Origin of the sequence: Escherichia sp. E2661 (assembly GCF_004745185.1) — a bacterium.
In the GTDB taxonomy this organism is placed as follows: Bacteria; Pseudomonadota; Gammaproteobacteria; order Enterobacterales; family Enterobacteriaceae; genus Escherichia.
Genome location: NZ_PDIG01000036.1, coordinates 18,899 through 44,031, shown reverse-complemented (window position 1 = coordinate 44,031; position 25,133 = coordinate 18,899). Strand labels below are relative to the sequence as shown.

General features: G+C 53.4%; 13 protein-coding genes and 5 pseudogenes. 8 read left to right on the top strand and 10 right to left on the bottom strand.

Annotation, left to right across the window (positions count from 1 at the left end; genetic code table 11):
- From CRI63_RS19025 to udk, 4 genes and pseudogenes are all read right to left on the bottom strand, one after another.
- Nucleotides 1–183, bottom strand: a pseudogene (locus CRI63_RS19025) (IS110 family transposase); the annotation flags it as partial.
- 293 nt (nucleotides 184–476) lie between these two features.
- Nucleotides 477–2,331: pseudogene (asmA, locus tag CRI63_RS19020) on the bottom strand (outer membrane assembly protein AsmA).
- A 21-nt stretch (nucleotides 2,332–2,352) separates the two neighbouring features.
- Entirely contained in the window at nucleotides 2,353–2,934 is a 582-nt protein-coding gene (gene dcd / locus CRI63_RS19015; protein WP_001234767.1) for a dCTP deaminase, read from the bottom strand.
- A gap of 91 nt (nucleotides 2,935–3,025) precedes the next feature.
- Entirely contained in the window at nucleotides 3,026–3,667 is a 642-nt protein-coding gene (gene udk / locus CRI63_RS19010; RefSeq protein WP_064529458.1) for a uridine kinase, read from the bottom strand.
- A gap of 318 nt (nucleotides 3,668–3,985) precedes the next feature.
- On the opposite strand from udk, the gene CRI63_RS19005 reads away from it, so the two are divergent.
- Nucleotides 3,986–7,303: a diguanylate cyclase gene (locus CRI63_RS19005; protein WP_135520442.1), complete on the top strand. Its 3,318-nt coding sequence runs from the start codon at nucleotides 3,986–3,988 to the stop codon at nucleotides 7,301–7,303.
- A 96-nt stretch (nucleotides 7,304–7,399) separates the two neighbouring features.
- On the opposite strand, the gene alkA is transcribed toward CRI63_RS19005, so the two are convergent.
- On the bottom strand, nucleotides 7,400–8,248 hold the full coding sequence (gene alkA / locus CRI63_RS19000; RefSeq protein ID WP_135520440.1) for a DNA-3-methyladenine glycosylase 2: 849 nt from the start codon (nucleotides 8,246–8,248) through the stop codon (nucleotides 7,400–7,402).
- Nucleotides 8,249–8,381: 133 nt separating this feature from the next.
- On the opposite strand from alkA, the gene yegD reads away from it, so the two are divergent.
- Nucleotides 8,382–9,734, top strand: a complete 1,353-nt coding sequence (gene yegD, locus CRI63_RS18995; protein WP_135520438.1) for a molecular chaperone — start codon at nucleotides 8,382–8,384, stop codon at nucleotides 9,732–9,734.
- 12 nt (nucleotides 9,735–9,746) lie between these two features.
- Here yegD and yegI read toward each other — a convergent pair whose 3' ends face one another.
- From yegI to CRI63_RS18970, 5 genes and pseudogenes are all read right to left on the bottom strand, one after another.
- Nucleotides 9,747–11,693, bottom strand: coding sequence for a protein kinase YegI (yegI, locus tag CRI63_RS18990; RefSeq protein ID WP_135520436.1), 1,947 nt, complete (start codon nucleotides 11,691–11,693; stop codon nucleotides 9,747–9,749).
- A pseudogene (locus tag CRI63_RS18985) lies at nucleotides 11,690–12,450 on the bottom strand (PP2C family serine/threonine-protein phosphatase). Before CRI63_RS18985 ends, yegI begins: the two are co-directional and overlap by 4 nt.
- A complete protein-coding gene (locus CRI63_RS18980; protein ID WP_135520434.1) occupies nucleotides 12,447–13,106 on the bottom strand; it encodes a VWA domain-containing protein in 660 nt (219 codons plus the stop codon). The pseudogene CRI63_RS18985 and the gene CRI63_RS18980 overlap by 4 nt, the downstream one beginning before the upstream one ends.
- Nucleotides 13,107–13,326: 220 nt before the next feature.
- Nucleotides 13,327–13,386, bottom strand: coding sequence for a type I toxin-antitoxin system toxin IbsA (gene ibsA / locus CRI63_RS18975; protein WP_010723109.1), 60 nt, complete (start codon nucleotides 13,384–13,386; stop codon nucleotides 13,327–13,329).
- A gap of 271 nt (nucleotides 13,387–13,657) precedes the next feature.
- Nucleotides 13,658–13,714 carry a type I toxin-antitoxin system Ibs family toxin gene (locus tag CRI63_RS18970; RefSeq protein WP_100733667.1) on the bottom strand — a complete coding sequence of 19 codons (57 nt, stop codon included), beginning with the start codon at nucleotides 13,712–13,714 and terminating at the stop codon, nucleotides 13,658–13,660.
- A 279-nt stretch (nucleotides 13,715–13,993) separates the two neighbouring features.
- Here CRI63_RS18970 and mdtA point away from each other — a divergent pair.
- From mdtA to baeR, 6 genes and pseudogenes are all read left to right on the top strand, one after another.
- Nucleotides 13,994–15,242 (top strand): annotated as a pseudogene (mdtA, locus tag CRI63_RS18965) (multidrug efflux RND transporter subunit MdtA).
- Nucleotides 15,242–18,363 (top strand): annotated as a pseudogene (mdtB, locus tag CRI63_RS18960) (multidrug efflux RND transporter permease subunit MdtB). Before mdtA ends, mdtB begins: the two co-directional pseudogenes overlap by 1 nt.
- Nucleotides 18,364–21,441: a multidrug efflux RND transporter permease subunit MdtC gene (mdtC, locus tag CRI63_RS18955; RefSeq protein WP_135520432.1), complete on the top strand. Its 3,078-nt coding sequence runs from the start codon at nucleotides 18,364–18,366 to the stop codon at nucleotides 21,439–21,441.
- Nucleotides 21,442–22,857: an MFS transporter gene (locus CRI63_RS18950; protein ID WP_135520430.1), complete on the top strand. Its 1,416-nt coding sequence runs from the start codon at nucleotides 21,442–21,444 to the stop codon at nucleotides 22,855–22,857.
- Nucleotides 22,854–24,257, top strand: coding sequence for a two-component system sensor histidine kinase BaeS (gene baeS, locus CRI63_RS18945; RefSeq protein WP_135520428.1), 1,404 nt, complete (start codon nucleotides 22,854–22,856; stop codon nucleotides 24,255–24,257). Before CRI63_RS18950 ends, baeS begins: the two co-directional genes overlap by 4 nt.
- Nucleotides 24,254–24,976 (top strand): two-component system response regulator BaeR, encoded by a 723-nt coding sequence (baeR, locus tag CRI63_RS18940; protein WP_130206968.1) that lies wholly within the window; start codon nucleotides 24,254–24,256, stop codon nucleotides 24,974–24,976. Before baeS ends, baeR begins: the two co-directional genes overlap by 4 nt.
- The last annotated feature ends 157 nt before the right edge of the window (nucleotides 24,977–25,133 follow it).

The window sequence follows — 25,133 nt, the reverse complement described above, 5'->3', positions numbered from 1 at the left end:
CGCAAAATAATGACTGGATGAGCAGGCTTCCATGCCAATCAGACAAGGTTCCAGTTGAATCACAAACTGAACAAACTTAGCCCGGGTGAGCTTTTTACGCAAAATAGTATGGCCTTCATGATCGACACCATGAAGCTGAAAAACGTTCTTTGCCAGGTCGATACCAAGAGTTGATACTTTCATGTGGACGCTCCTAATTTTTCAGGACGTATTGCAACGATCCAGTCTGGTACTTTGATACCGTAAAATCTGGAGCGTCCATCTCATTATCCCTGTAAAACGCGCCCTCAGCCCACATCCATGTGGGCTGCCCCGGCCTACAGGAAACGATTCGGCGATTTACAGCCGGACCAACCCCCTCGCGGAAATATCTTGCTTTTACTGATGATTCATCTTTGCTGAAAGTAATCTACGTGATTGCCTGATGCGACGCTTTACGCGTCTTATCAGGCCTACAGGACAGGTCATCTGGTAACTTACATCTTCTCCAGCAACTTCTTCACATCTTTGCCATTGCGGGAATCTTTATTCCGCTCGGCCCAGTCGTTAAGACGGCGTTTGGCTTCGTCCTGTAAGTGTTTACGCAGTAACTGATCCACTTGCAGGCTGTAATTGAGTTGCTGCCAGTTGCCATAAACCCGCAGAGGAACCGGCGTTTCTTTGAGGAAATCAATCAGTTTGCTTTCCCCGTTCCAACCGCCAATCACACGAATGTCAAACTGGGTGTCGCAGGTTTGATCTGCCAGATTCAACGTGCCAGCCCCTGAAAGCGCCAGTACTGGCGATTGACCTTGCATGTCGTTTAACGTCACGACACCATCCTTCAACGTCAGATCGGTGGTAAAGCTATCAAGCCGCGTCACGTTATCGAAGTTTTCAGCGGCCTTCACATCACCGCCATTACGTTCTACCGCTTGTTGGATCATCTGCTGGAAGTTCATGCCTTCCATGCGCGTATCGGCCATTTCGACATGCGCCGTCCCCAGCCAGGTGTGGCGGAATGCGTTGGCATCAATATCAGCACCAGAGAAATCCCCCGCTAGCGACATTTTCCCCGTTAATGAGATGGGGTAGTTGAAGGCATTCAGGATGGTGCCAATCTCGACATTTTCCAGCCGGGGATGGAAAACTATACGCGGATGTGAGGCTGTTGCATCCAGCGTACCCGGTAACGACACGACACCGTCGTTAAGTTTGCCCTGCAACTGGATAATCTCCAGCAGCCCCGCCTTGTTGGTCATTTGCGCAGTGACATCGGCAAAATCCATTCCACGCCAGCGCACGTTATTGGCCTGCAACAAAATATCTGCCGCAAAGCCTTTCAGCCCCTGATACGCAGGTTCATCAACGCGTGAGGAAATTACCGGACGTGGCAGCGTCGGTTGGCTTTGCCCCTGTTGAGCAACGCCATTTTGCTTAGTCATCACCTCATTCATCGGCAGCAAATTATCCAGATTTAACTGGGCAAATTGCAGTCTGAGCAGCCATTCTGGCTTCTCAAGCAGCGCTACCTGCGCCTGACCGGTCAGATTACTGTCGTTAGCGGTTAAATTGATTTGTTCAAAGGAGAGACGTTTTTTGCGCTTCCTGCCACTGAGTCCTGAACTGACCATGGCCCTGAATCCCCTGCTTCGGAAGATCAGCGCCCTGCAGTTGCCAGTCAATCTGTTGAATATCTGCCGTTAAATCATGCGGGTAATCAGAAGCATCAACAGTCCCCTTGAGCGCTAACGTGAGATCGCGTTGGTCGCGATTTACCCGACCAGAGAATTCAAACGAACCGCGATGTTGTGGGTCCTGCTCCATTTGCAGGCGGATATCACGTACCGTAACCTGTTCGTCATTTTCATGCTGGAACACCAACACGCTGTCACTGACTCGCAGACTGGCGATATCGAACGACCAGCCGCGATCTTCCGCATCATCAGGTAACGTATTGTCTTTCGGGGCTATTGGGGCGTCTTCACTGCGCACTGCTTCTGTTTCCGGCGTCAGTTGAATGACTGCCCCTTTGAGCATGACTTGCTTAACGCTGAGTTGATGACTCAATAAAGGCCACAAGGCCACATCAAGGCGCATATTATCGGCACGTACCAGCGGTTGGCTGGCCCCGTTGGCCGTTAATATCATGCGACCAGAGAGGATACTAAGCTGCGGCCAGACGTGCCAACGCAGTGGCCCGTCGAGCTGCAATTGATAACCGCTACGTGCAGCAACCTGCTTGACCATATAGTCACGGAAATCATTCGGATTCACCAGCAACACTAACGCAGATAACCCAGCCACCAGCACGACCAGGAGTATCATCAGCGTCGTCAGAAATCGTCTCATGGTATCCTCAATGGGCCTGAATTAGTCTTTATCGATACGGCTAGCGACTGCGCCCTGCTGGTTGCGATATTTCGCATCTTCACGGCGGTTATACGGACGCGCTGCCGGACCTGAAAGCGGCTCAAAGCTCAGCGCGCCAATCAGCATACCCGGACGCAGGGCCAGCGGCAGCTTACCGGAATTGTAGAACTCCAGCACAATACAGCCAGACCAGCCCGGATCGATACGGTGCGCAGTGACGTGCACCATAAGTCCCAGACGCGCCAGTGAGGAACGCCCATCCAGCCAGCCCACCAGATCGGCTGGCAACGTAACCGACTCCAGCGTCACCGCCAGCGCCAGTTCTCCCGGATGGAGATAAAATGCCTCGCCCTCGTCGAGCACGATTTCATCGCTCATCACCCGATCAAGCGCGGCGCTCACTTCATCTTTGGGACCGCTCAGATCGATAAACGCTGCCGTGTGACCACGGAAGGTACGAAATTTATTGCCCAGGCGTACATCCACCGTCGCGCCATTAATACGCTCCACGGGTGGACGTGGGTTGATCGACAAACGGCCTTCATCAAGCCAGGCTTCAATATCTCGGTCACACAGACGCATGGCATTTTCTCCTTTCGCGCATCACTCCCTTAACGCCAGTTACGTCAAGGGCATACCAGGTTATCACTGAACGGTACACAATTTACCAAGCTTATTCAAAGAACTGACTTATTTTCGCTTTCAATATATCGATCGCGATGCGGTTTTTACCGCCGCGCGGCACGATGATATCTGCATACTGTTTAGACGGTTCAATGAATTGCAGGAACATCGGGCGCACGGTTTTTTGATATTGCGCCATTACAGAATCCATCGAACGACCACGCTCATTAACATCGCGCTTAATGCGACGCATCAGGCAGATATCCAGTGGGGTATCCACAAAAATCGAGAAGTTCAGCTCGTCGCGCAGACGCGCATCCGTCAGCAGCAAAATGCCTTCGAGAATAATGACTTTCTTCGGTTCAACCTTCACCGTTTCTTTCATACGCGTATGTTCAACGTAGCTGTAAACCGGCAGGTCGATAGCCGAGCCGCGTTTCAGCGCCTGCAAATGTTGCAGCAGCAGGCTGTGATCCATCGCGCTGGGATGGTCATAATTAGTTTTAACCCGTTCTTCCATCGACAGATGGCTTTGATCTTTGTAGTAACAGTCTTCCGGAATAACGCCGATGTGTTCATCACCGACTTGTTCACGTAATTCACGATAAAGGGTACTGGCAATGAGACTCTTGCCGGAAGCCGATGCGCCTGCGATACCGATAATGACGCACTGATGAGACTGATCAGTCATAAATTTAGCGACCTGAATAACCTGGATGTTAGGAAGGGGGCGCCGAAGCGCCAAACGCGGCAATTATAGGGATTTCATCCGCGTGATACCAGTCGAATAGCGTTGCCTTGCTCTCAGAGTTAATTGTTGACGATCAATTCCCTGATGCAAATTTAATTGCTCAGTTATGACGCAAAGTGAAAAATGTTATGCATAGTTGCGCAAATTATCCGCCATTACGTCACTTTATGAGCAATTTGCATATAAAATGTAAAACTTTTGTACTAGCATAAACACAGATACCAATACTGACGGCCTGGCCATGCGGATAGAGCGGTAATGAGTAAACCATCACAGCGTGTTTTAATTACCTTACCTCATCCTCTGCTTCACCTCGTCAGTTTAGGTTTAGTCTCGTTTATCTTTACCCTTTTCTCGCTTGAGCTTTCACAATTTGGCACTCAGCTTGCGCCGCTATGGTTCCCCACTTCCATTATGATGGTGGCGTTTTACCGCCATGCCGGACGCATGTGGCCTGGTATCGCGTTAGCCTGCTCACTGGGAAACATAGCCGCATCCGTGCTGCTCTTTTCCACCAGTTCGCTCAATATGACCTGGACGGCTATCAACATTATTGAAGCCGTCGTGGGCGCAATGCTGCTGCGAAAATTATTACCGTGGTATAACCCGCTACAAAATCTGGCTGACTGGCTTCGTCTTGCATTTGGCAGCGCCATCGTTCCACCTCTGTTGGGAGGGGGGCTGGTTGTCCTGCTGACGCCCGGAGACGATCCTCTCAGGGCTTTTTTGATATGGGTACTTTCAGAATCCATCGGCGCCCTGGCGCTGGTACCGCTGGGCCTGTTGTTTAAACCTCATTATCTATTACGCCATCGTAACCCACGACTGTTGTTTGAAACGCTGCTGACGTTAGCGATCACATTGACATTAAGCTGGCTTTCGATGCTGTACCTGCCGTGGCCTTTTACTTTCATTATTGTGCTGCTGATGTGGAGCGCCGTGCGCCTGCCACGAATGGAAGCCTTTTTGATCTTCCTCACGACAGTGATGATGGTTTCGTTAATGATGGCTGCCGACCCTACTCTGCTTGCCACGCCGCGAGCGTACCTGATGAGCCATATGCCGTGGCTGCCATTTTTGCTGATTCTGCTTCCCGCCAACATCATGACCATGGTGATGTACGCCTTCCGCGCGGAACGTAAGCATATTTCCGAAAGCGAAACACGCTTTCGGAACGCCATGGAATATTCTGCTATCGGCATGGCGTTGGTGGGTACTGAGGGACAATGGCTGCAAAGCAACAAAGCCCTGTGCCAGTTTCTCGGCTACAGCCAGGAAGAACTGCGTGCTCTCACCTTTCAACAGCTGACCTGGCCGGAAGACCTCAATAAAGATCTGCAACACGTTGAGAAGTTGATTAGCGGTGAAATCAATACCTACTCAATGGAGAAACGCTACTACAACCGCCACGGCGACGTAGTTTGGGCGCTGCTTGCCGTCTCACTGGTGCGCCACACCGATGGCACGCCACTCTACTTCATTGCGCAGATAGAAGACATTAACGAGTTAAAACGCACCGAGCAGGTGAATAAGCAACTGATGGAACGCATCACGCTGGCTAACGAAGCGGGCGGGATTGGTATCTGGGAATGGGAGTTGAAGCCGGATATTTTCAGTTGGGATAAGCGGATGTTTGAACTTTACGAAATTTCCCCGCATATCAAACCAAACTGGCAGGTTTGGTATGACTGCGTGCTGCCGGAAGATCGAGAACACACCGAGAAAGTCATCCGCGATTCGCTGCAGGCTCGTTTGCCTTTTAAACTGGAATTTCGCATTACGGTAAAAGACGGTATTCGTCATATCCGCGCACTCGCCAATCGGGTTCTGAATAAAGAAGGCGAAGTCGAACGCCTGCTTGGCATCAATATGGATATGACAGAAGTAAAACAACTCAACGAGGCGCTGTTCCAGGAAAAAGAACGTCTGCATATCACCCTGGACTCTATCGGTGAAGCCGTGGTCTGTATTGATATGGCGATGAAAATCACCTTTATGAATCCAGTCGCGGAGAAAATGAGCGGCTGGAAGCAAGAAGAGGCGTTGGGCGTTCCGCTGCTGACGGTATTGCATCTTACAACTGGTGACACTGGGCCGTTAATTGAGAACATTTACAGTGCCGACACCTCACGTTCTGCTATTGAACAGGACGTGGTTCTCCACTGCCGTAGCGGTGGCAGTTATGACGTTCATTACAGTATTACGCCGTTAAGCACCCTGGATGGTAGTAGCATTGGTTCGGTGCTGGTGATTCAGGACGTCACCGAAGCACGCAAAATGCTACGTCAGCTTAGCTATAGCGCCTCTCACGATGCCCTGACGCATCTGGCGAACCGTGCAAGTTTTGAGAAACAACTGCGAATACTGCTGCAAACCGTTCACAGTACGCATCAGCAACATGCACTGGTATTTATCGATCTTGATCGCTTTAAAGCGGTAAATGACAGCGCCGGGCATGCGGCCGGCGATGCTTTGCTGCGCGAACTGTCTTCGTTGATGCTGAGTATGCTGCGCTCCAGCGATCTACTGGCACGACTTGGTGGTGATGAATTTGGTCTGTTACTGCCAGACTGTAATGTCGAAAGTGCCCGTTTTATCGCGACGCGCATTATCAATGCGATCAATGATTATCACTTTATGTGGGACGGTCGGTTACATCGGGTAGGAGCAAGCGCCGGGATGACGTTAATAAACGACAGTAATCACCAGGCAGCAGAAGTTATGTCCCAGGCCGATATCGCCTGTTATGCTTCGAAAAATGGTGGTCGTGGTCAGGTCACAGTTTATGAACCACAGCAGGCAACTGCACATAATGAACGGACAGTGATGTCGCTCGATGAACAGTGGCGGATGACTAAAGAGAATCCGCTTATGATGATTGCCCACGGCATCGCTTCGCCGCGAATCACGGAAACGCGGAATTTGTGGTTGATTTCGCTTAAGCTCTGGAGCAGCAAAGGCGAGTTGATTGATGAACAGGCATTCCGCCGTAGCTTCAGCGATCCGGCACTCAGCCACGCGCTTGACCGCCGGGTATTACGTGAATTTTTCCAACAAACAGCAAAAGCGGTTGCCAATAAAGGTTTAAGCATCGCCCTCCCCCTTTCCGTTGCAGGGCTAGGCAGCGTCACTCTGGTAGACGAATTGCTTGAGCAACTGGAACAAAGTTCATTACCACCACGGTTGTTCCATTTGGTAATTCCGGCAGAAGCGATTTTCGACCACGGGCTGGCTGTACAAAAACTGCGGTTGGCCGGCTGCCGGATCGTACTCAGCCAGGTAGGGCGCGACCTACAAATATTCAATATGCTCAAAGCAAATATGACGGATTATCTACTGCTTGACGCCGAGTTATGCGCCAGCGTACAGGGCAATTTAATGGATGAGATGCTGATTTCGATTATTCAGGGGCATGCCCAGCGGTTGGGTGTGAAAACCATCGCTGGGCCAGTAGCGTTGCCATTGGTATTGGATACGCTTTCTGACATTGGTGTTGATCTGATTTATGGCGATGTGATCGCCGAGGGCCAGCCTCTGGATTTGCTGGTTAATAGCAGTTATTTCGCGATTAATTGAGGGAGCGTTTCCCCATCGCCTGATGCAACGCTAACGCGTTTTATCAGGCCTACAATTCGTCCGTTCCGTAGGCCGCGCCGCATCCGGCGACCAGCGTCATGCTTCTTCTGGTTGCCAGCCTTCCGTATACCAGATATGCAACAGCGCATAAGAACGCCAGGGCTTCCAGCGCTCGGCATAACGGCGGATTTGTGCTGGCGTCATTCCTGGAAATCGCTGCTTAATCAAATAATCATCCGGCAGAAAAACATCTTTCGCTTGCCAGCCGCGCAAGGCGAAATAATTCGCCGTCCAGCGCCCGATACCCGGAAAAGTTTGCAGCGTTTTCATCGCTTGTTCTACGTCGTCCGGGATTGTCATCGATAAGGTGCCATCCAGTGCTGCATTGGCTAAATGAATCAGTGCCTCTGCCCGTTTCAACGGCATGCCTAACGCTTTTAATGCCTGCGGGTCGGCTGCTGCCAGCCGCTGAGGCGTGGGGAAGCAGACATAATCCGGAAAATCATCCAGCCGTTCGCCATAAAGCTGTGCCACTTTGGCGGTCAATTTTGCCGCCATCGCCACGCTCACCAGTTGGCCTAAAATCGCCCGCACGCCCTGCTCAAAAGCATCAACACAGCCGGGTAAACGCAATCCAGGCCGCGCCGCGCCTAACTCGCCCAACGCCTCGTTAACAATCTGCGGGTTACATTGCAGATCAAATAAGCAGCTCATTTTCGCCAGGCACTCAGCGGCAACGGGTTCTAAACCTGCACTTAAATTTATGTGCAGAGTATGGCGGGCGATATCCGGAATAGCAGTCACCACACCGCGATATTCGCCCACCGCCAGACTACGGGCATAATAATCGTCAGCGACAGTTTCCACACCGCTCACCGCACGGGCGGCGAGAAATCCCAACATCCACGACCAGTCATACGGCGGCTGCCAGTTCAGGGTATACATCGCATCTCCTTATTCATCCGCTTTCAGCATAAACGTTATTCAGACGTTACGCTTTGCTTTCATATTCCGGTTGTCGCGACGGCAACATTTCGCTAAAGTCACGCCCCTTCTTCACCGGCATGGGGATTATTTCGTGTTTATTGGTTTTGATTACGGTACAGCAAACTGTTCAGTGGCGGTCATGCGCGACGGTAAACCGCAATTACTGAAAATGGAAAACGACAGCACGTTGCTGCCTTCAATGCTTTGCGCGCCAACGCGTGAAGCGGTAAGCGAATGGCTGTACCGCCATCATGATGTTCCGGCAGACGACGATGAAACGCAGGCGCTGTTGCGTCGGGCGATTCGTTATAACCGCGAAGAAGATATCGATGTTACGGCGAAAAGCGTGCAGTTCGGTCTTTCCTCACTGGCACAGTACATTGATGATCCGGAAGAAGTTTGGTTTGTGAAATCACCAAAATCGTTCCTCGGTGCCAGCGGCTTAAAACCGCAGCAGGTAGCGCTGTTTGAGGATCTGGTCTGCGCAATGATGTTGCACATTCGCCAGCAGGCGCAGGCGCAGTTGCCAGAAGCGATTACCCAAGCGGTGATTGGTCGCCCGATCAACTTCCAAGGGCTGGGCGGCGATGAAGCAAACGCCCAGGCACAAGGGATTCTGGAACGCGCGGCAAAGCGTGCCGGGTTTAAGGATGTGGTATTCCAGTACGAGCCGGTAGCAGCTGGGCTGGATTACGAAGCCACCTTACAGGAAGAAAAACGGGTGCTGGTGGTGGATATCGGCGGTGGTACGACTGACTGTTCATTGCTGCTGATGGGACCGCAGTGGCGTTCGCGTCTCGATCGTGAAGCCAGCCTGCTGGGTCACAGTGGTTGCCGTATTGGCGGTAACGATCTGGATATCGCACTGGCGTTTAAAAACCTGATGCCGTTACTGGGCATGGGAGGCGAAACCGAAAAAGGCATCGCCCTGCCGATTCTGCCGTGGTGGAATGCGGTTGCCATCAACGACGTACCTGCGCAAAGTGATTTCTACAGTAGTGCCAACGGTCGCCTGCTTAACGATCTGGTACGCGATGCCCGCGAACCGGAAAAAGTGGCCCTGTTACAGAAAGTCTGGCGTCAGCGTTTAAGCTATCGACTGGTGCGCAGCGCAGAAGAGAGCAAAATTGCGCTTTCCAGCGCAGCGGAAACCCTCGCATCGCTGCCGTTTATCAGCGATGAGCTGGCTACGATGATTAGCCAGCAGGGTCTGGAAAGCGCCCTCAGCCAACCGCTGGCGCGGATTCTGGAACAGGTGCAACTGGCGCTGGATAACGCCCAGGAAAAACCGGATGTCATCTATCTGACTGGCGGTAGCGCCCGTTCGCCGCTGATTAAAAAGGCTCTGGCAGAACAGTTGCCGGGCATTCCAATTGCAGGCGGCGATGACTTTGGCTCCGTCACCGCCGGGCTGGCACGCTGGGCGGAAGTGGTGTTTCGTTAATTGAAAACTGGCTCAGCAACGGCTTAAATCAGCCTGCGCCTGAGCCAATTTTTCTGCCGCCTGACGTAACGGTTCCATCAACGGCATGGTCCGTGCTGGAGCATGAAGGCGGAATCGCTGCAACTCTGTCGCTCCGACAGTCAACGCCGATTCCAGCCGATGTCGTTTGGCGGCCATTTTCGCCATTACCGCTTGTCTGTCTGCTGGCGTTACCGCTTCATTCGGCCTGAACACAAAACGGCGTTCGCAACTCGCTTTCCAGTCGATAACTGCCTGGGTCAGATGGTCGCCAAACCCTTTCACTTGCTTAACACCACGACGGGTAACATCTGCCGCTGTTTCAATACCAAAGGACCGTAACGCCGCTTTACGCGCAGGGCCAACGCCGGGAATAGAGGCAACATCAATAAAAAATCCCTCCAGAAACTTCTGCTTCTGCCGTTCCCTTGCGGTGTCATGAAGTGCTGCCAACACGCGTTTTTCTTCTTCCGGTAACCCGAGAATTTCGTCCTTCATTTTTTCGAGCATCGTCCGTTTGGCGATAAAACCTTCCAGGCCGCCCACCTGCTGGATCTGGCGGACTAAATGGTCATAGTCCATTTTCGCACGATTAAATGCCTCACGGCGCTGCTGAACTTCTGCTTTGTACGCTTTGCTTGTCAGACTGCCAATAATCCAGATAGCCGCCAGCACGGGTACCAAAATGATATAACGCGGCTCTGCCTGAAGGCCGCAAAGCAGTAGCGATAACGCTGACAGCGCGATCTCAATCAGAATGATGTATTCGCGCCGTAACAGGCCTGAAGGAAAAGGAAGCGGCCTGCCAGTCGGTTGGAAATGATCGGGTAATGGTAACTGTAGTGCTGGCGGTGGCACTGACGCCATCACCATCGCCCAGACTTTCGCCAGCACAAAATCACCGCCGGTGGTAATGAGCTCTTCGCCGAGATCAATAAAATAGATAACGCCTTGATTATCCAGCGCACACCACGGGCAGTCGGTTAAATGACCGGGGTAAACATGCATTGCCGAAACGGGACATTTCTTTAGCTGTTGGCGTAGAGAATCAAGTGCCGCTACCCACGCTTTAGCCGTCGGACGCGCGGTTGCCACGCCACTTTCCGTGAATGCCTGCTGAAACATGGCTTCAACATCACCCGGTAACATCGATAGCGGAATCGAGCGTGGTGGCGGTTTTAAGCCACGTCGCTGATTGTCTGACGCGTAGGCATAACGGAAATGGGCAATATCCGTCTCCAGCGCATTACCCGCTTCGGCAATAAGCGGCACACCGGAATAAGGATGCCGACCACCAAACAAGACGTGAAAAATCAGCAAGGCAAGGCCAAAATTATCGTGATTCGCGGTGCGTTCAAAGCCGACAAATGATGGCAAGGTTTGCAGTTCTGGTGGCGTAAAATGCGACACGCCGACTTCGCATAAATGCAGCGTGCCATTGGCATTAATCTGAAAGGAGTCGCTATCAATCAACACCACTTTGCTGTCACGACCTACCATGAAGCTGTTCTGGTTTACGTCACCTACGACGTGCCCGTGCTCGTGAACCGTAGCAAAAGATGAAGCAATATTGCGCGCAACATAGAGTAGAAAATCCCACGCACAATGAGGGTAACTCTGGCGACGATGTGCCGGGCTATAGATCATATGAATCGGTTCTTTACCTGAAACCTTCGGCATCATAAAACCGATAACCTTCCCGCCTCGTCCGCCATGAAGCGTTGCCTGCGGCCAGGCGACATAATTCAGCAACTGCGCGTCAGCTGTCGCAGCCATAAAGGCGAGTTTGTCCTGTTTTAAGGCGGGTGGCGGCGTGTGATAAATTTTGGCGACGCTATCGACAAACTCCTCGATATCATAAACCGCGCCTTCGCCACCTTTGCCCAGTTCACGGCCTGGCGTAACGCACTCACCAGTAGCAGTATATAAAGTGGTTTTCATGGTAACCACATAGCCAGTGCCAACGTTTTATCATCATCGGTACGCTCATTTACCGCCGGGCTGGACAAAAACTGCTTTAACAATTCAGGTAATAAATTGAGTTGTTCCTGCGTTGCTGACGCCAGCCCATTGAAAAACGGGGTAAAGAAAGGCACGTGCGGAGAATTATCCAGCATATTTAACGCCAGTCGCTGAATGCCATCCGTAAATGCTGCAACTTTGTGCGCACGCTCAGTGCTGGTGAAAGTTTCCAGTCTGGAAACGGCATCTTCATCGGTAATGAAGTGCGTCATATTGGCATATTCACCTACCATCGGCGTAAGCGGCAATTGCAGATCATGACCAAAATCTACCACCACGCCGCCATCGCCAATCTGCATAATCAAGGTGCCGTTAGCCGATGAAATCAATCCCATAAACGTGCAGGCAAAATCGCGAACCGCTAATTCTTTGGCTTCCGCCTCGGCAAAAAGTCGCTGACGAACGGCCAGCACAATATCCGTAGCGAGGACATCATTGAGCCCCAATTCCCACCCTGCACTTTTTGCGACATATAAGCCATCGCTTCATTGACGGCGAGCATCGCGCCTTCGCCCCCCTGCGAGACGCTTCCCGCACCATCAGCAAGAAATATCACCAGTAATGGTTGCTGGTCGTTTAACCAGGCAACCTGCATCTGGCAGGCATCCTGGCAAGGCAAGTCCGCGCTGATGTGCGACGTTCCAACAGCGGATGCATAAACCAGACGCCAGGTCACACTGACGTCCAGCCTTTTGGTGCTTCCAGTACAACTTCTGTTCCCGGCGTGGAGTGGGAAACCGAACGTAACGAACTGGATAACCAGCTAAACAGTTCACGGAATTGTAATCCCTGCAATGGCAAAGGCTGACGGACGCTGATTTGGGCCAGCGTCTTCATATCCGCCCCCTGAACACCGATGGTAAAGAAGGCAAACTTTTTATCTTCTTCCCCCTGAAACACTTTGTTGGCGGCAGCCTGCCACTCATCGGTTGGTGCGCCATCGGTGATCAGGAAAATCCACGGACGATAATACGAAATGCCATTTGCGCGGTACTCACGTTTCCGCTCTTCAACCATATCCAGGGCTTTGGTAATGGCGGCGCCCATTGGCGTATCGCCCTGAGCAAACAGGATAGGTGGGAAAAAATTAGCGGCGCTGGTAAAGGGTTGTTCCACATGCACCGGGCCGAACGTCACAATGCCGAGTTCCACTCTTTTTAAAGCCAGCGGATCGGCAAGCAGCTCATCGCGAAAGGTAACCAATCCGGCGTTAAGTTCATTAATGGGTCTGCCGCTCATCGAGCCAGAAACATCCAGCAGCAAAATGCAGGGGCAACGTGGTTCCGGGTTACTGGCAAAATCGCTGGTGGCAAACGTGATTTGTTCGCTCATAAGAAATCCTTTCTTAGAGAATTATTGAGGTCCGGTATCATACCGACTGCAATAATGAAAGAAGAGCAAACGAAGACATTTTCAGAATTAGGCCCGGCGGCGTAGATAATTTTGCTATTCGCCTCGCAAGAACGGAGAGCCGTCGATTGACACTAAGGGCGGAGTGACATAATTTCAGGAGTGAGGGTTAGGGAGAGGTTTCCCCCTCCCCCTGGTGTTCTTAGTAAGCCTGGAAGCTAATCACTAAGAGTATCACCAGTATGATGACGTGCTTCATCATAACCCTTTCCTTTTTTAACCCCTCTTCTCCGGGAGAGGGTATCCCGTTTCAGCATCCCGCTGAAATCGTCGGCTTACATCCTTTCGCCATGCACGTAGTCTATCGCTAACGCGTGAACAAAATAGTTTCCCATGTGATTATTGCGTAACGTCTCGCAAAGAATATTTGCTGGCAGGATCGCAGACTGCAAAGCCTGCAGATTGACAATCTGACAGTGAAGGCATACTTTCAGGAGTGAGGGTAGAGCGGGGTTTCCCCCGCCCTGGTAGTCTTAGTAAGCCGGTAAGCTAATCACTAAGAGCACCACGATGATGAGTATCTTCATCATGACCCTTTCCTTATTTAAGGCCCCTTCCTCGGGAGGGGCTTTCCCGTTTCAGCGTCCCGCTGAAATCGTCGGGTTACCTCCTTATTGCCATGTACGCAGTCTATCGCTAACCTGCGAATAAAATAGTTTCCTGTGTCATTACTGGATGCATGCTCGCAAAGCGCACCGTCATTCAGACGATTCCCGAAACTGTTTCATAATTCCTCCATTTTTCGCCCTTATTGGCTGGCTACACTAGTATCATTCCGCGAAACGTTTCAGGAAGAGAAACTCTTAACGATGAAAGGCAGTTATAAATCCCGTTGGGTAATCGTAATCGTGGTGGTTATCGCCGCCATCGCCGCATTCTGGTTCTGGCAAGGCCGCAATGAATCCCAGAGCGCAGCCCCAGGTGCGACGAAACAAGCGCAACATCCACCTGCGAGTGGTCGCCGTGGTATGCGTTCCGGCCCATTAGCCCCGGTTCAGGCGGCGACCGCCGTAGAACAGGCAGTTCCGCGTTACCTCACCGGGCTTGGCACTATTACCGCTGCTAATACTGTTACGGTGCGTAGCCGCGTGGACGGTCAACTGATGGCGTTACATTTCCAGGAAGGCCAGCAGGTCAAAGCAGGCGATTTGCTGGCAGAAATTGACCCCAGCCAGTTCAAAGTTGCATTAGCACAAGCCCAGGGCCAACTGGCAAAAGATAAAGCCACGCTTGCCAACGCCCGCCGTGACCTGGCGCGTTATCAACAACTGGCAAAAACCAATCTCGTTTCCCGTCAGGAACTGGATGCCCAACAAGCGCTGGTCAGTGAAACCGAAGGCACCATTAAGGCTGATGAAGCAAGCGTCGCCAGCGCACAGCTGCAACTCGACTGGAGCCGGATTACTGCACCAGTCGATGGCCGCGTTGGTCTCAAGCAGGTTGATGTTGGTAACCAAATCTCCAGTGGTGATACCACCGGGATTGTGGTGATCACCCAGACGCATCCTATCGATTTGCTCTTTACCCTGCCGGAAAGCGATATCGCTACCGTCGTGCAGGCGCAAAAAGCCGGGAAACCGCTGGTGGTAGAAGCCTGGGATCGCACTAACTCGAAGAAATTAAGTGAAGGCACGCTGTTAAGTCTCGATAACCAAATCGATGCCACTACCGGTACGATTAAAGTGAAAGCACGCTTTAATAATCAGGATGATGCGCTGTTTCCCAATCAGTTTGTTAACGCGCGCATGTTAGTCGACACCGAACAAAACGCCGTGGTGATCCCCACCGCCGCCTTGCAAATGGGCAATGAAGGCCATTTTGTCTGGGTGCTGAATAGCGAAAACAAGGTCAGCAAACATCTGGTGACACCAGGCATTCAGGACAGTCAGAAAGTGGTGATCCGCGCAGGTATTTCTTGCGGGCGACCGCGTGGTGACGGACGGCATTGATCGTCTGACCGAAGGAGCGAAAGTGGAAGTGGTGGAAGCCCAGAGCGCCACCGCACCGGAAGAGAAAGCCACCAGCCGCGAATACGCGAAAAAAGGAGCGAGCTCCTGATGCAGGTGTTACCTCCGAGCAGCACAGGCGGCCCGTCGCGCCTGTTTATTATGCGTCCTGTCGCCACCACGCTGCTGATGGTGGCGATCTTACTCGCCGGGATTATCGGTTATCGCGCCCTGCCCGTTTCGGCACTGCCGGAAGTGGATTATCCGACTATTCAGGTGGTTACACTCTACCCTGGCGCCAGCCGGATGTGATGACCTCTGCCGTCACCGCGCCGCTCGAACGCCAGTTCGGGCAGATGTCCGGCCTGAAACAAATGTCATCGCAAAGTTCCGGCGGTGCGTCGGTTATCACTTTGCAGTTCCAGCTAACATTGCCGTTGGATGTCGCCGAGCAGGAAGTGCAGGCCGCGATTAACGCCGCCACTAACCTGTTGCCGAGCGATCTGCCTAACCCGCCGGTTTACAGCAAAGTGAACCCGGCAGATCCGCCGATCATGACGCTCGCTGTCACCTCAACCGCCATGCCGATGACCCAGGTAGAAGATATGGTGGAAACCCGCGTCGCGCAGAAAATCTCGCAGATTTCCGGCGTCGGACTGGTGACACTTTCCGGCGGTCAGCGTCCGGCTGTTCGCGTCAAACTTAACGCCCAGGCGATTGCCGCCCTCGGCCTGACCAGCGAAACCGTGCGCACCGCCATTACCGGCGCTAACGTTAACTCGGCAAAAGGTAGCCTCGACGGCCCTTCCCGTGCGGTCACGCTTTCCGCGAACGACCAGATGCAATCCGCCGAAGAGTATCGCCAGCTAATCATCGCCTACCAGAACGGCGCGCCGATTCGTCTGGGCGATGTCGCAACTGTAGAGCAAGGTGCAGAAAACAGCTGGCTCGGCGCGTGGGCGAACAAAGAACAGGCCATTGTGATGAATGTTCAGCGCCAGCCCGGTGCTAACATTATCTCCACCGCCGACAGCATCCGGCAGATGCTGCCACAGCTCACCGAGAGTCTGCCGAAATCGGTGAAGGTGACGGTACTTTCTGACCGTACCACCAATATCCGCGCATCCGTCGATGATACTCAGTTTGAATTGATGATGGCTATCGCGCTGGTAGTCATGATTATCTACCTGTTTTTGCGTAATATTCCGGCGACCATCATTCCCGGCGTCGCGGTGCCGCTGTCGTTAATCGGCACCTTCGCGGTCATGGTGTTTCTCGATTTTTCAATCAATAACCTGACGCTGATGGCGTTAACTATCGCCACCGGATTCGTGGTCGATGACGCTATCGTGGTGATCGAAAATATTTCCCGCTATATCGAAAAAGGCGAAAAACCGTTGGCGGCGGCGCTCAAGGGCGCGGGTGAAATCGGCTTTACCATTATCTCGCTGACCTTCTCACTGATTGCGGTGTTGATCCCCCTGCTGTTTATGGGCGATATCGTCGGGCGACTGTTCCGCGAATTTGCCATTACTCTGGCAGTCGCGATTTTGATCTCAGCCGTGGTGTCGCTGACCCTGACACCGATGATGTGCGCGCGGATGCTCAGCCAGGAGTCGCTGCGTAAACAGAACCGCTTCTCCCGTGCCTCGGAAAAAATGTTCGACAGGATAATCGCCGCCTATGGTCGTGGACTGGCGAAAGTGCTGAATCATCCGTGGCTGACCTTAAGCGTGGCGCTCAGCACGCTGCTGCTTAGCGTGCTGCTGTGGGTGTTCATTCCGAAAGGCTTCTTCCCGGTACAGGACAACGGCATTATTCAGGGCACTTTGCAGGCACCGCAATCCAGCTCCTTTGCCAATATGGCCCAGCGACAACGCCAGGTCGCGGACGTGATTTTGCAGGATCCGGCAGTGCAAAGTTTGACCTCATTTGTTGGCGTTGATGGCACTAACCCGTCGCTGAACAGTGCGCGTTTGCAGATCAACCTCAAACCGTTGGATGAACGTGATGACCGAGTGCAAAAAGTCATCGCCCGTCTGCAAACGGCGGTAGATAAAGTGCCGGGCGTCGATCTCTTCCTGCAACCAACGCAGGACCTGACTATTGATACTCAGGTCAGCCGTACCCAGTACCAGTTTACCTTGCAGGCCACGTCACTGGATGCGCTCAGTACCTGGGTGCCACAGTTGATGGAAAAACTCCAGCAACTGCCACAGCTTTCTGATGTCTCCAGCGACTGGCAGGACAAAGGGCTGGTGGCGTATGTCAATGTTGATCGCGACAGCGCCAGCCGTCTGGGGATCAGCATGGCGGACGTCGATAACGCCCTGTACAACGCGTTTGGTCAGCGGCTGATTTCCACTATTTATACTCAGGCTAACCAGTATCGCGTAGTGCTGGAGCACAATACCGAAAATACTCCTGGGCTTGCGGCGCTGGATACTATTCGCCTGACCAGCAGCGACGGCGGCGTGGTGCCGCTAAGCTCAATTGCCAAAATTGAGCAGCGTTTTGCGCCGCTCTCCATCAACCATCTGGATCAGTTCCCGGTAACGACCATCTCCTTTAACGTGCCGGATAACTATTCGCTGGGCGATGCGGTGCAGGCGATTATGGACACCGAGAAAACGCTGAATCTGCCGGTGGATATCACCACGCAATTCCAGGGCAGCACCCTCGCCTTCCAGTCGGCGCTGGGCAGCACTGTCTGGCTGATTGTCGCGGCGGTGGTGGCGATGTATATCGTGCTCGGTATTCTCTATGAAAGCTTTATTCACCCGATCACCATTCTCTCGACGCTACCCACCGCAGGGGTCGGCGCACTGCTGGCGTTAATGATTGCCGGAAGTGAGCTGGATGTGATTGCGATTATCGGCATTATTTTGCTGATCGGTATCGTGAAGAAGAACGCCATCATGATGATCGACTTCGCGCTGGCTGCTGAGCGCGAGCAAGGCATGTCGCCGCGCGATGCAATCTACCAGGCTTGTCTGTTGCGTTTTCGTCCGATCCTGATGACCACTCTGGCGGCTCTGCTTGGTGCGCTGCCGCTGATGTTGAGTACCGGAGTCGGCGCGGAACTACGTCGTCCGTTAGGTATCGGCATGGTCGGCGGTCTGGTTGTCAGCCAGGTGCTGACACTGTTTACCACGCCGGTGATTTATCTGCTGTTCGACCGCCTGGCATTGTGGACCAAAAGTCGCTTTGCTCGTCATGAAGAGGAGGCGTAAGTGAAGTTTTTTGCCCTCTTCATTTACCGCCCGGTGGCGACGATTTTACTGTCGGTTGCCATTACCCTGTGCGGCATACTGGGTTTCCGTATGCTGCCGGTCGCCCCGCTGCCGCAGGTCGATTTTCCGGTGATTATGGTCAGCGCCTCGCTGCCCGGTGCGTCACCAGAAACAATGGCGTCTTCCGTTGCCACACCGCTGGAGCGCTCACTTGGGCGCATTGCCGGGGTTAGTGAAATGACCTCCAGTAGTTCGCTCGGCAGCACGCGCATTATTTTGCAGTTTGATTTTGACCGGGATATCAACGGCGCAGCGCGCGATGTGCAAGCGGCGATCAACGCCGCGCAAAGTTTGCTGCCCAGCGGGATGCCAAGCCGTCCGACCTATCGCAAAGCGAACCCGTCGGATGCGCCAATTATGATCCTGACGCTAACCTCCGATACTTATTCGCAAGGTGAACTGTACGATTTCGCCTCAACACAGCTTGCCCCGACGATTGCGCAAATCGACGGTGTCGGTGATGTCGATGTCGGCGGCAGCTCACTGCCCGCCGTGCGCGTCGGACTGAATCCGCAGGCGCTGTTTAATCAGGGAGTCTCGCTGGACGATGTTCGCACCGCCATCAGCAATGCCAACGTGCGTAAACCGCAGGGGGCGCTGGAAGATGGCACTCACCGCTGGCAGATCCAGACCAATGATGAGCTAAAAACCGCCGCTGAATATCAGCCGTTGATTATTCATTACAACAACGGCGGCGCGGTTCGTCTGGGCGATGTGGCGACGGTGACCGACTCAGTGCAGGATGTGCGCAACGCCGGGATGACCAACGCCAAACCGGCTATTTTGCTGATGATCCGCAAGCTGCCGGAAGCCAATATTATCCAGACGGTTGACAGCATCCGGGCAAAATTACCGGAGTTGCAGGAGACCATTCCGGCGGCAATTGATCTGCAAATTGCCCAGGATCGCTCCCCCACCATTCGCGCCTCGCTGGAAGAAGTCGAGCAAACGCTGATTATCTCGGTGGCGCTGGTGATTCTGGTGGTCTTTTTATTCCTGCGCTCGGGTCGCGCCACTATTATTCCCGCCGTTGCCGTGCCGGTTTCGCTGATTGGTACGTTTGCGGCGATGTACCTGTGCGGATTCAGTCTCAATAACCTGTCGTTAATGGCGCTCACCATTGCTACTGGTTTCGTGGTGGATGACGCCATCGTGGTGCTGGAAAACATTGCCCGTCATCTGGAAGCGGGGATGAAACCGCTACAGGCCGCGCTACAAGGCACTCGCGAAGTCGGCTTTACGGTGCTGTCGATGAGTCTGTCACTGGTGGCGGTGTTCCTGCCGCTGCTGTTGATGGGCGGATTGCCGGGTCGCCTGTTACGCGAGTTTGCCGTGACGCTTTCTGTCGCCATTGGTATTTCGTTGCTGGTTTCCCTGACGCTAACGCCGATGATGTGCGGCTGGATGCTAAAAGCCAGCAAGCCGCGCGAGCAAAAGCGACTACGTGGTTTTGGTCGCATGTTGGTAGCTCTGCAACAAGGCTACGGCAAGTCGCTGAAATGGGTGCTCAATCATACCCGTCTGGTGGGCGTGGTGCTGCTTGGTACTATCGCGCTCAATATCTGGCTGTATATCTCGATCCCGAAAACCTTCTTCCCTGAGCAGGACACCGGCGTGTTGATGGGCGGGATACAGGCGGATCAGAGTATTTCGTTTCAGGCAATGCGCGGTAAGTTGCAGGATTTCATGAAAATTATCCGTGGCGATCCGGCAGTGGATAATGTCACCGGATTTACCGGCGGTTCGCGAGTGAACAGCGGGATGATGTTTATCACCCTCAAGCCACGCGATGAACGCAGCGAAACGGCGCAGCAAATTATCGACCGTTTGCGCGTGAAGCTGGCGAAAGAGCCAGGAGCGAATCTGTTCCTGATGGCGGTACAGGATATTCGCGTTGGCGGACGTCAGTCGAACGCCAGTTACCAGTACACGTTGTTATCCGACGACCTGGCGGCACTGCGCGAATGGGAGCCGAAAATTCGCAAAAAACTGGCAACGTTGCCGGAACTGGCGGACGTGAACTCCGATCAGCAGGACAACGGCGCGGAGATGAATCTGGTTTACGACCGCGACACCATGGCGCGGCTGGGAATCGACGTACAGGCCGCCAACAGTCTGTTAAATAACGCCTTCGGTCAGCGGCAAATCTCGACCATTTACCAGCCGATGAACCAATACAAAGTGGTGATGGAAGTGGATCCGCGCTATACCCAGGACATCAGCGCGCTGGAAAAAATGTTCGTTATCAATAACGAAGGCAAAGCGATCCCGCTGTCGTATTTCGCTAAATGGCAACCGGCGAACGCTCCGCTGTCGGTGAATCATCAGGGATTATCGGCAGCGTCGACCATCTCGTTCAACCTGCCGACCGGAAAATCGCTCTCGGACGCCAGTGCGGCGATCGATCGCGCAATGACCCAGCTTGGTGTGCCTTCGACCGTGCGCGGCAGTTTTGCCGGAACAGCGCAGGTGTTCCAGGAGACGATGAACTCACAGGTGATCCTGATTATCGCCGCCATCGCCACGGTGTATATCGTGCTAGGTATCCTTTACGAGAGTTACGTACATCCGCTGACGATTCTCTCCACCCTGCCCTCGGCGGGCGTTGGAGCGCTGCTGGCGCTGGAGCTGTTCAATGCCCCGTTCAGCCTAATCGCCCTGATAGGGATCATGCTATTAATCGGCATCGTGAAGAAAAACGCCATTATGATGGTCGATTTTGCGCTTGAAGCCCAACGGCACGGTAACCTGACGCCGCAGGAAGCTATTTTCCAGGCCTGCCTGCTGCGTTTTCGCCCGATTATGATGACTACCCTGGCGGCGCTGTTTGGCGCGCTGCCGCTGGTATTGTCGGGCGGTGACGGCTCGGAACTGCGGCAACCCCTGGGGATCACCATTGTCGGCGGTCTGGTAATGAGCCAGCTTCTGACGCTGTATACCACGCCGGTGGTGTATCTCTTTTTCGACCGTCTGCGGCTGCGTTTTTCGCGTAAACCTAAACAAACGGTAACCGAGTAAATGACAGATCTTCCCGACAGCACCCGCTGGCAATTGTGGATTGTGGCTTTCGGCTTCTTTATGCAGTCGCTGGACACCACCATCGTAAACACCGCCCTTCCCTCAATGGCGCAAAGCCTCGGGGAAAGTCCGCTGCATATGCACATGGTCATTGTCTCTTATGTGCTGACCGTGGCGGTGATGCTGCCCGCCAGCGGCTGGCTGGCGGACAAAGTCGGCGTGCGCAATATTTTCTTTACCGCCATCGTGCTGTTTACTCTCGGTTCACTGTTTTGCGCGCTTTCCGGCACGCTGAACGAACTGTTGCTGGCACGCGCGTTACAGGGCGTTGGCGGTGCGATGATGGTGCCGGTCGGCAGGTTGACGGTGATGAAAATCGTACCGCGCGAGCAATATATGGCGGCGATGACCTTTGTCACGTTACCCGGTCAGGTCGGCCCGCTGCTTGGCCCGGCGCTCGGCGGTCTGCTGGTGGAGTACGCGTCGTGGCACTGGATCTTTTTGATCAACATTCCAGTGGGAATTATCGGTGCGATCGCCACACTGATGTTAATGCCGAACTACACCATGCAGACGCGGCGCTTCGATCTCTCCGGCTTTTTATTGCTGGCGGTTGGCATGGCGGTATTAACGCTGGCGCTGGACGGCAGTAAAGGTACAGGACTGTCGCCGCTAACCATCGCCGTGCTGGTAGCGGTTGGCGTGGTGGCACTGGTGCTTTATCTGCTACACGCCAGAAATAACCATCGCGCTCTTTTCAGTCTGAAACTGTTCCGCACTCGTACCTTTTCGCTGGGCCTGGCGGGGAGCTTTGCCGGACGTATCGGTAGCGGCATGTTGCCCTTTATGACGCCGGTTTTCCTGCAAATTGGCCTTGGTTTCTCGCCGTTTCATGCCGGACTGATGATGATCCCGATGGTGCTTGGCAGCATGGGAATGAAGCGAATTGTGGTACAGGTGGTGAATCGCTTTGGTTATCGTCGGGTACTGGTGGCGACCACGCTGGGTCTGTCGCTGGTCACCCTGTTGTTTATGACCACCGCGCTGCTGGGCTGGTACTACGTTTTGCCGTTCGTTCTGTTTTTACAAGGAATGGTCAACTCGACGCGTTTCTCCTCCATGAACACCCTGACGCTGAAAGATCTCCCGGACAATCTGGCGAGCAGCGGCAACAGTCTGCTGTCGATGATTATGCAATTGTCGATGAGTATCGGGGTCACCATCGCCGGGCTGTTGCTGGGGCTTTTTGGTTCACAGCATGTCAGCGTCGACAGCGGCACCACACAAACTGTCTTTATGTACACCTGGCTTAGTATGGCGTTTCTTATCGCCCTTCCGGCGTTCATCTTTGCCAGAGTGCCGAACGATACGCATCAAAATGTAGCTATTTCGCGGCGCAAAAGGAGCATTGAATGAAGTTCTGGCGGCCCGGTATTACCGGCAAACTGTTTCTGGCGATCTTCGCCACCTGCATCGTCTTGCTGATCACAATGCACTGGGCGGTACGTATTAGTTTTGAGCGTGGTTTCATTGATTACATCAAGCATGGTAATGAGCAACGGCTGCAAATGCTTGGCGACGCGCTTGGCGAGCAATACGCCCAGCACGGTAACTGGCGCTTTCTGCGTAATAACGATCGCTTCGTATTTCAGATCCTGCGTTCGCTTGAACACGATAGCAACGACGATAAGCCCGGCCCCGGTATGCCACCACACGGCTGGCGTACCCAGTTCTGGGTGGTCGATCAAAATAACAAAGTGCTGGTTGGCCCACGCGCACCCATTCCACCGGACGGCACACGGCGGCCCATTCTGGTCAATGGTGTGGAAGTCGGCGCGGTGATCGCTTCCCCCGTTGAACGCCTGACGCGCAACACCGATATCAATTTTGACAAGCAACAGCGGCAAACCAGCTGGCTGATTGTGGCGTTATCTACTTTATTAGCGGCGCTGGCGACATTTCCACTGGCACGCGGTTTGCTGGCACCGGTAAAACGGTTAGTTGACGGCACGCACAAACTGGCGGCGGGCGATTTCACCACTCGCGTGACGCCCACCAGCGAAGATGAACTGGGGAAACTGGCACAAGACTTCAACCAGCTCGCCAGCACGCTGGAAAAAAACCAGCAAATGCGCCGCGATTTTATGGCCGATATTTCTCACGAACTGCGTACGCCATTAGCGGTGCTGCGCGGTGAACTGGAAGCCATTCAGGATGGCGTGCGTAAATTCACGCCGGAGACGGTGGCATCTTTACAGGCGGAGGTCGGCACACTGACGAAACTGGTTGACGATCTCCATCAGTTGTCGATGTCTGATGAAGGCGCTCTCGCCTATCAAAAAGCACCGGTAGATTTGATCCCACTGCTGGAAGTGGCGGGCGGCGCATTTCGCGAACGATTCGCCAGCCGTGGCCTGAAACTGCAATTTTCCCTGCCAGACAGCATTACCGTATTTGGCGATCGCGACCGTTTAATGCAGTTGTTCAATAATTTACTGGAAAACAGCCTGCGCTACACCGACAGCGGCGGCAGCCTGAAAATCTCTGCCGAGCAGCACGACAAAACGGTGCGCCTGACCTTTGCCGACAGCGCGCCGGGCGTCAGTGATGATCAGCTGCAAAAACTGTTTGAGCGTTTTTATCGCACCGAAGGTTCCCGCAACCGTGCCAGCGGCGGTTCCGGGCTGGGGCTGGCGATTTGCCTGAACATTGTTGAAGCGCATAATGGCCGCATTCTTGCCGCCCATTCGCCTTTTGGCGGGCTAAGCATTACAGTAGAGTTACCGCTGGAACGAGATTTACAGGGAGAAGCATGACCGAGTTACCCATCGACGAAAACACGCCACGCATTTTAATCGTGGAAGATGAACCCAAGCTGGGGCAGTTGCTCATTGATTATCTGCGTGCCGCGAGCTACGCGCCAATACTTATCAGCCACGGCGATCAGGTACTGCCGTACGTGCGCCAGACGCCGCCGGATCTGATCCTGTTGGATCTGATGTTGCCAGGCACCGATGGTCTGACGCTGTGCCGGGAAATTCGTCGTTTTTCCGATGTCCCAATTGTGATGGTGACGGCGAAAATCGAAGAGATCGATCGCCTGCTGGGGCTGGAAATTGGTGCTGATGACTATATCTGCAAGCCGTACAGCCCGCGTGAAGTAGTGGCGCGCGTCAAAACCATTTTGCGCCGCTGCAAACCGCAGCGCGAGTTGCAGCAACAGGATGCCGAAAATCCGTTGATTATCGACGAAGGTCGTTTTCAGGCTTCATGGCGTGGCAAAATGCTTGACCTGACGCCTGCGGAATTTCGTCTGCTGAAAACGCTCTCCCATGAACCGGGTAAAGTATTCTCCCGCGAGCAATTGCTCAATCATCTTTACGACGACTACCGCGTGGTAACCGACCGAACTATCGACAGCCACATTAAAAACCTGCGTCGCAAGCTGGAATCTCTCGACGCCGAGCAGTCATTTATCCGTGCCGTTTACGGTGTCGGTTACCGTTGGGAAGCTGACGCCTGCCGTATTGTTTAACCTGTTCCTTTAATGGCAGTCTCAAACTACAACGCGAACCGTTCCGTCGCCCACTGAGTATTATTACCCTCTCTGAAAAAGAGAGGGATAAAGCCGAGCTCGTATTCAGATTTCAGCATATTTATCAGTAATCTCCCCCATGCATTAGAGGGTATTC

Excerpts from the sequence above, each read along its gene's own strand:
- yegI (WP_135520436.1), bottom strand. The coding sequence starts at position 11,693 with ATGAAAACCACTTTATATACTGCTACTGGTGAGTGCGTTACGCCAGGC.
- udk (WP_064529458.1), bottom strand. The coding sequence starts at position 3,667 with ATGACTGATCAGTCTCATCAGTGCGTCATTATCGGTATCGCAGGCGCA.
- alkA (WP_135520440.1), bottom strand. The coding sequence starts at position 8,248 with ATGTATACCCTGAACTGGCAGCCGCCGTATGACTGGTCGTGGATGTTG.
- dcd (WP_001234767.1), bottom strand. The coding sequence starts at position 2,934 with ATGCGTCTGTGTGACCGAGATATTGAAGCCTGGCTTGATGAAGGCCGT.
- baeS (WP_135520428.1), top strand. The coding sequence starts at position 22,854 with ATGAAGTTCTGGCGGCCCGGTATTACCGGCAAACTGTTTCTGGCGATC.
- CRI63_RS19005 (WP_135520442.1), top strand. The coding sequence starts at position 3,986 with ATGAGTAAACCATCACAGCGTGTTTTAATTACCTTACCTCATCCTCTG.
- CRI63_RS18980 (WP_135520434.1), bottom strand. The coding sequence starts at position 13,106 with ATGAGCGAACAAATCACGTTTGCCACCAGCGATTTTGCCAGTAACCCG.
- baeR (WP_130206968.1), top strand. The coding sequence starts at position 24,254 with ATGACCGAGTTACCCATCGACGAAAACACGCCACGCATTTTAATCGTG.
- CRI63_RS18950 (WP_135520430.1), top strand. The coding sequence starts at position 21,442 with ATGACAGATCTTCCCGACAGCACCCGCTGGCAATTGTGGATTGTGGCT.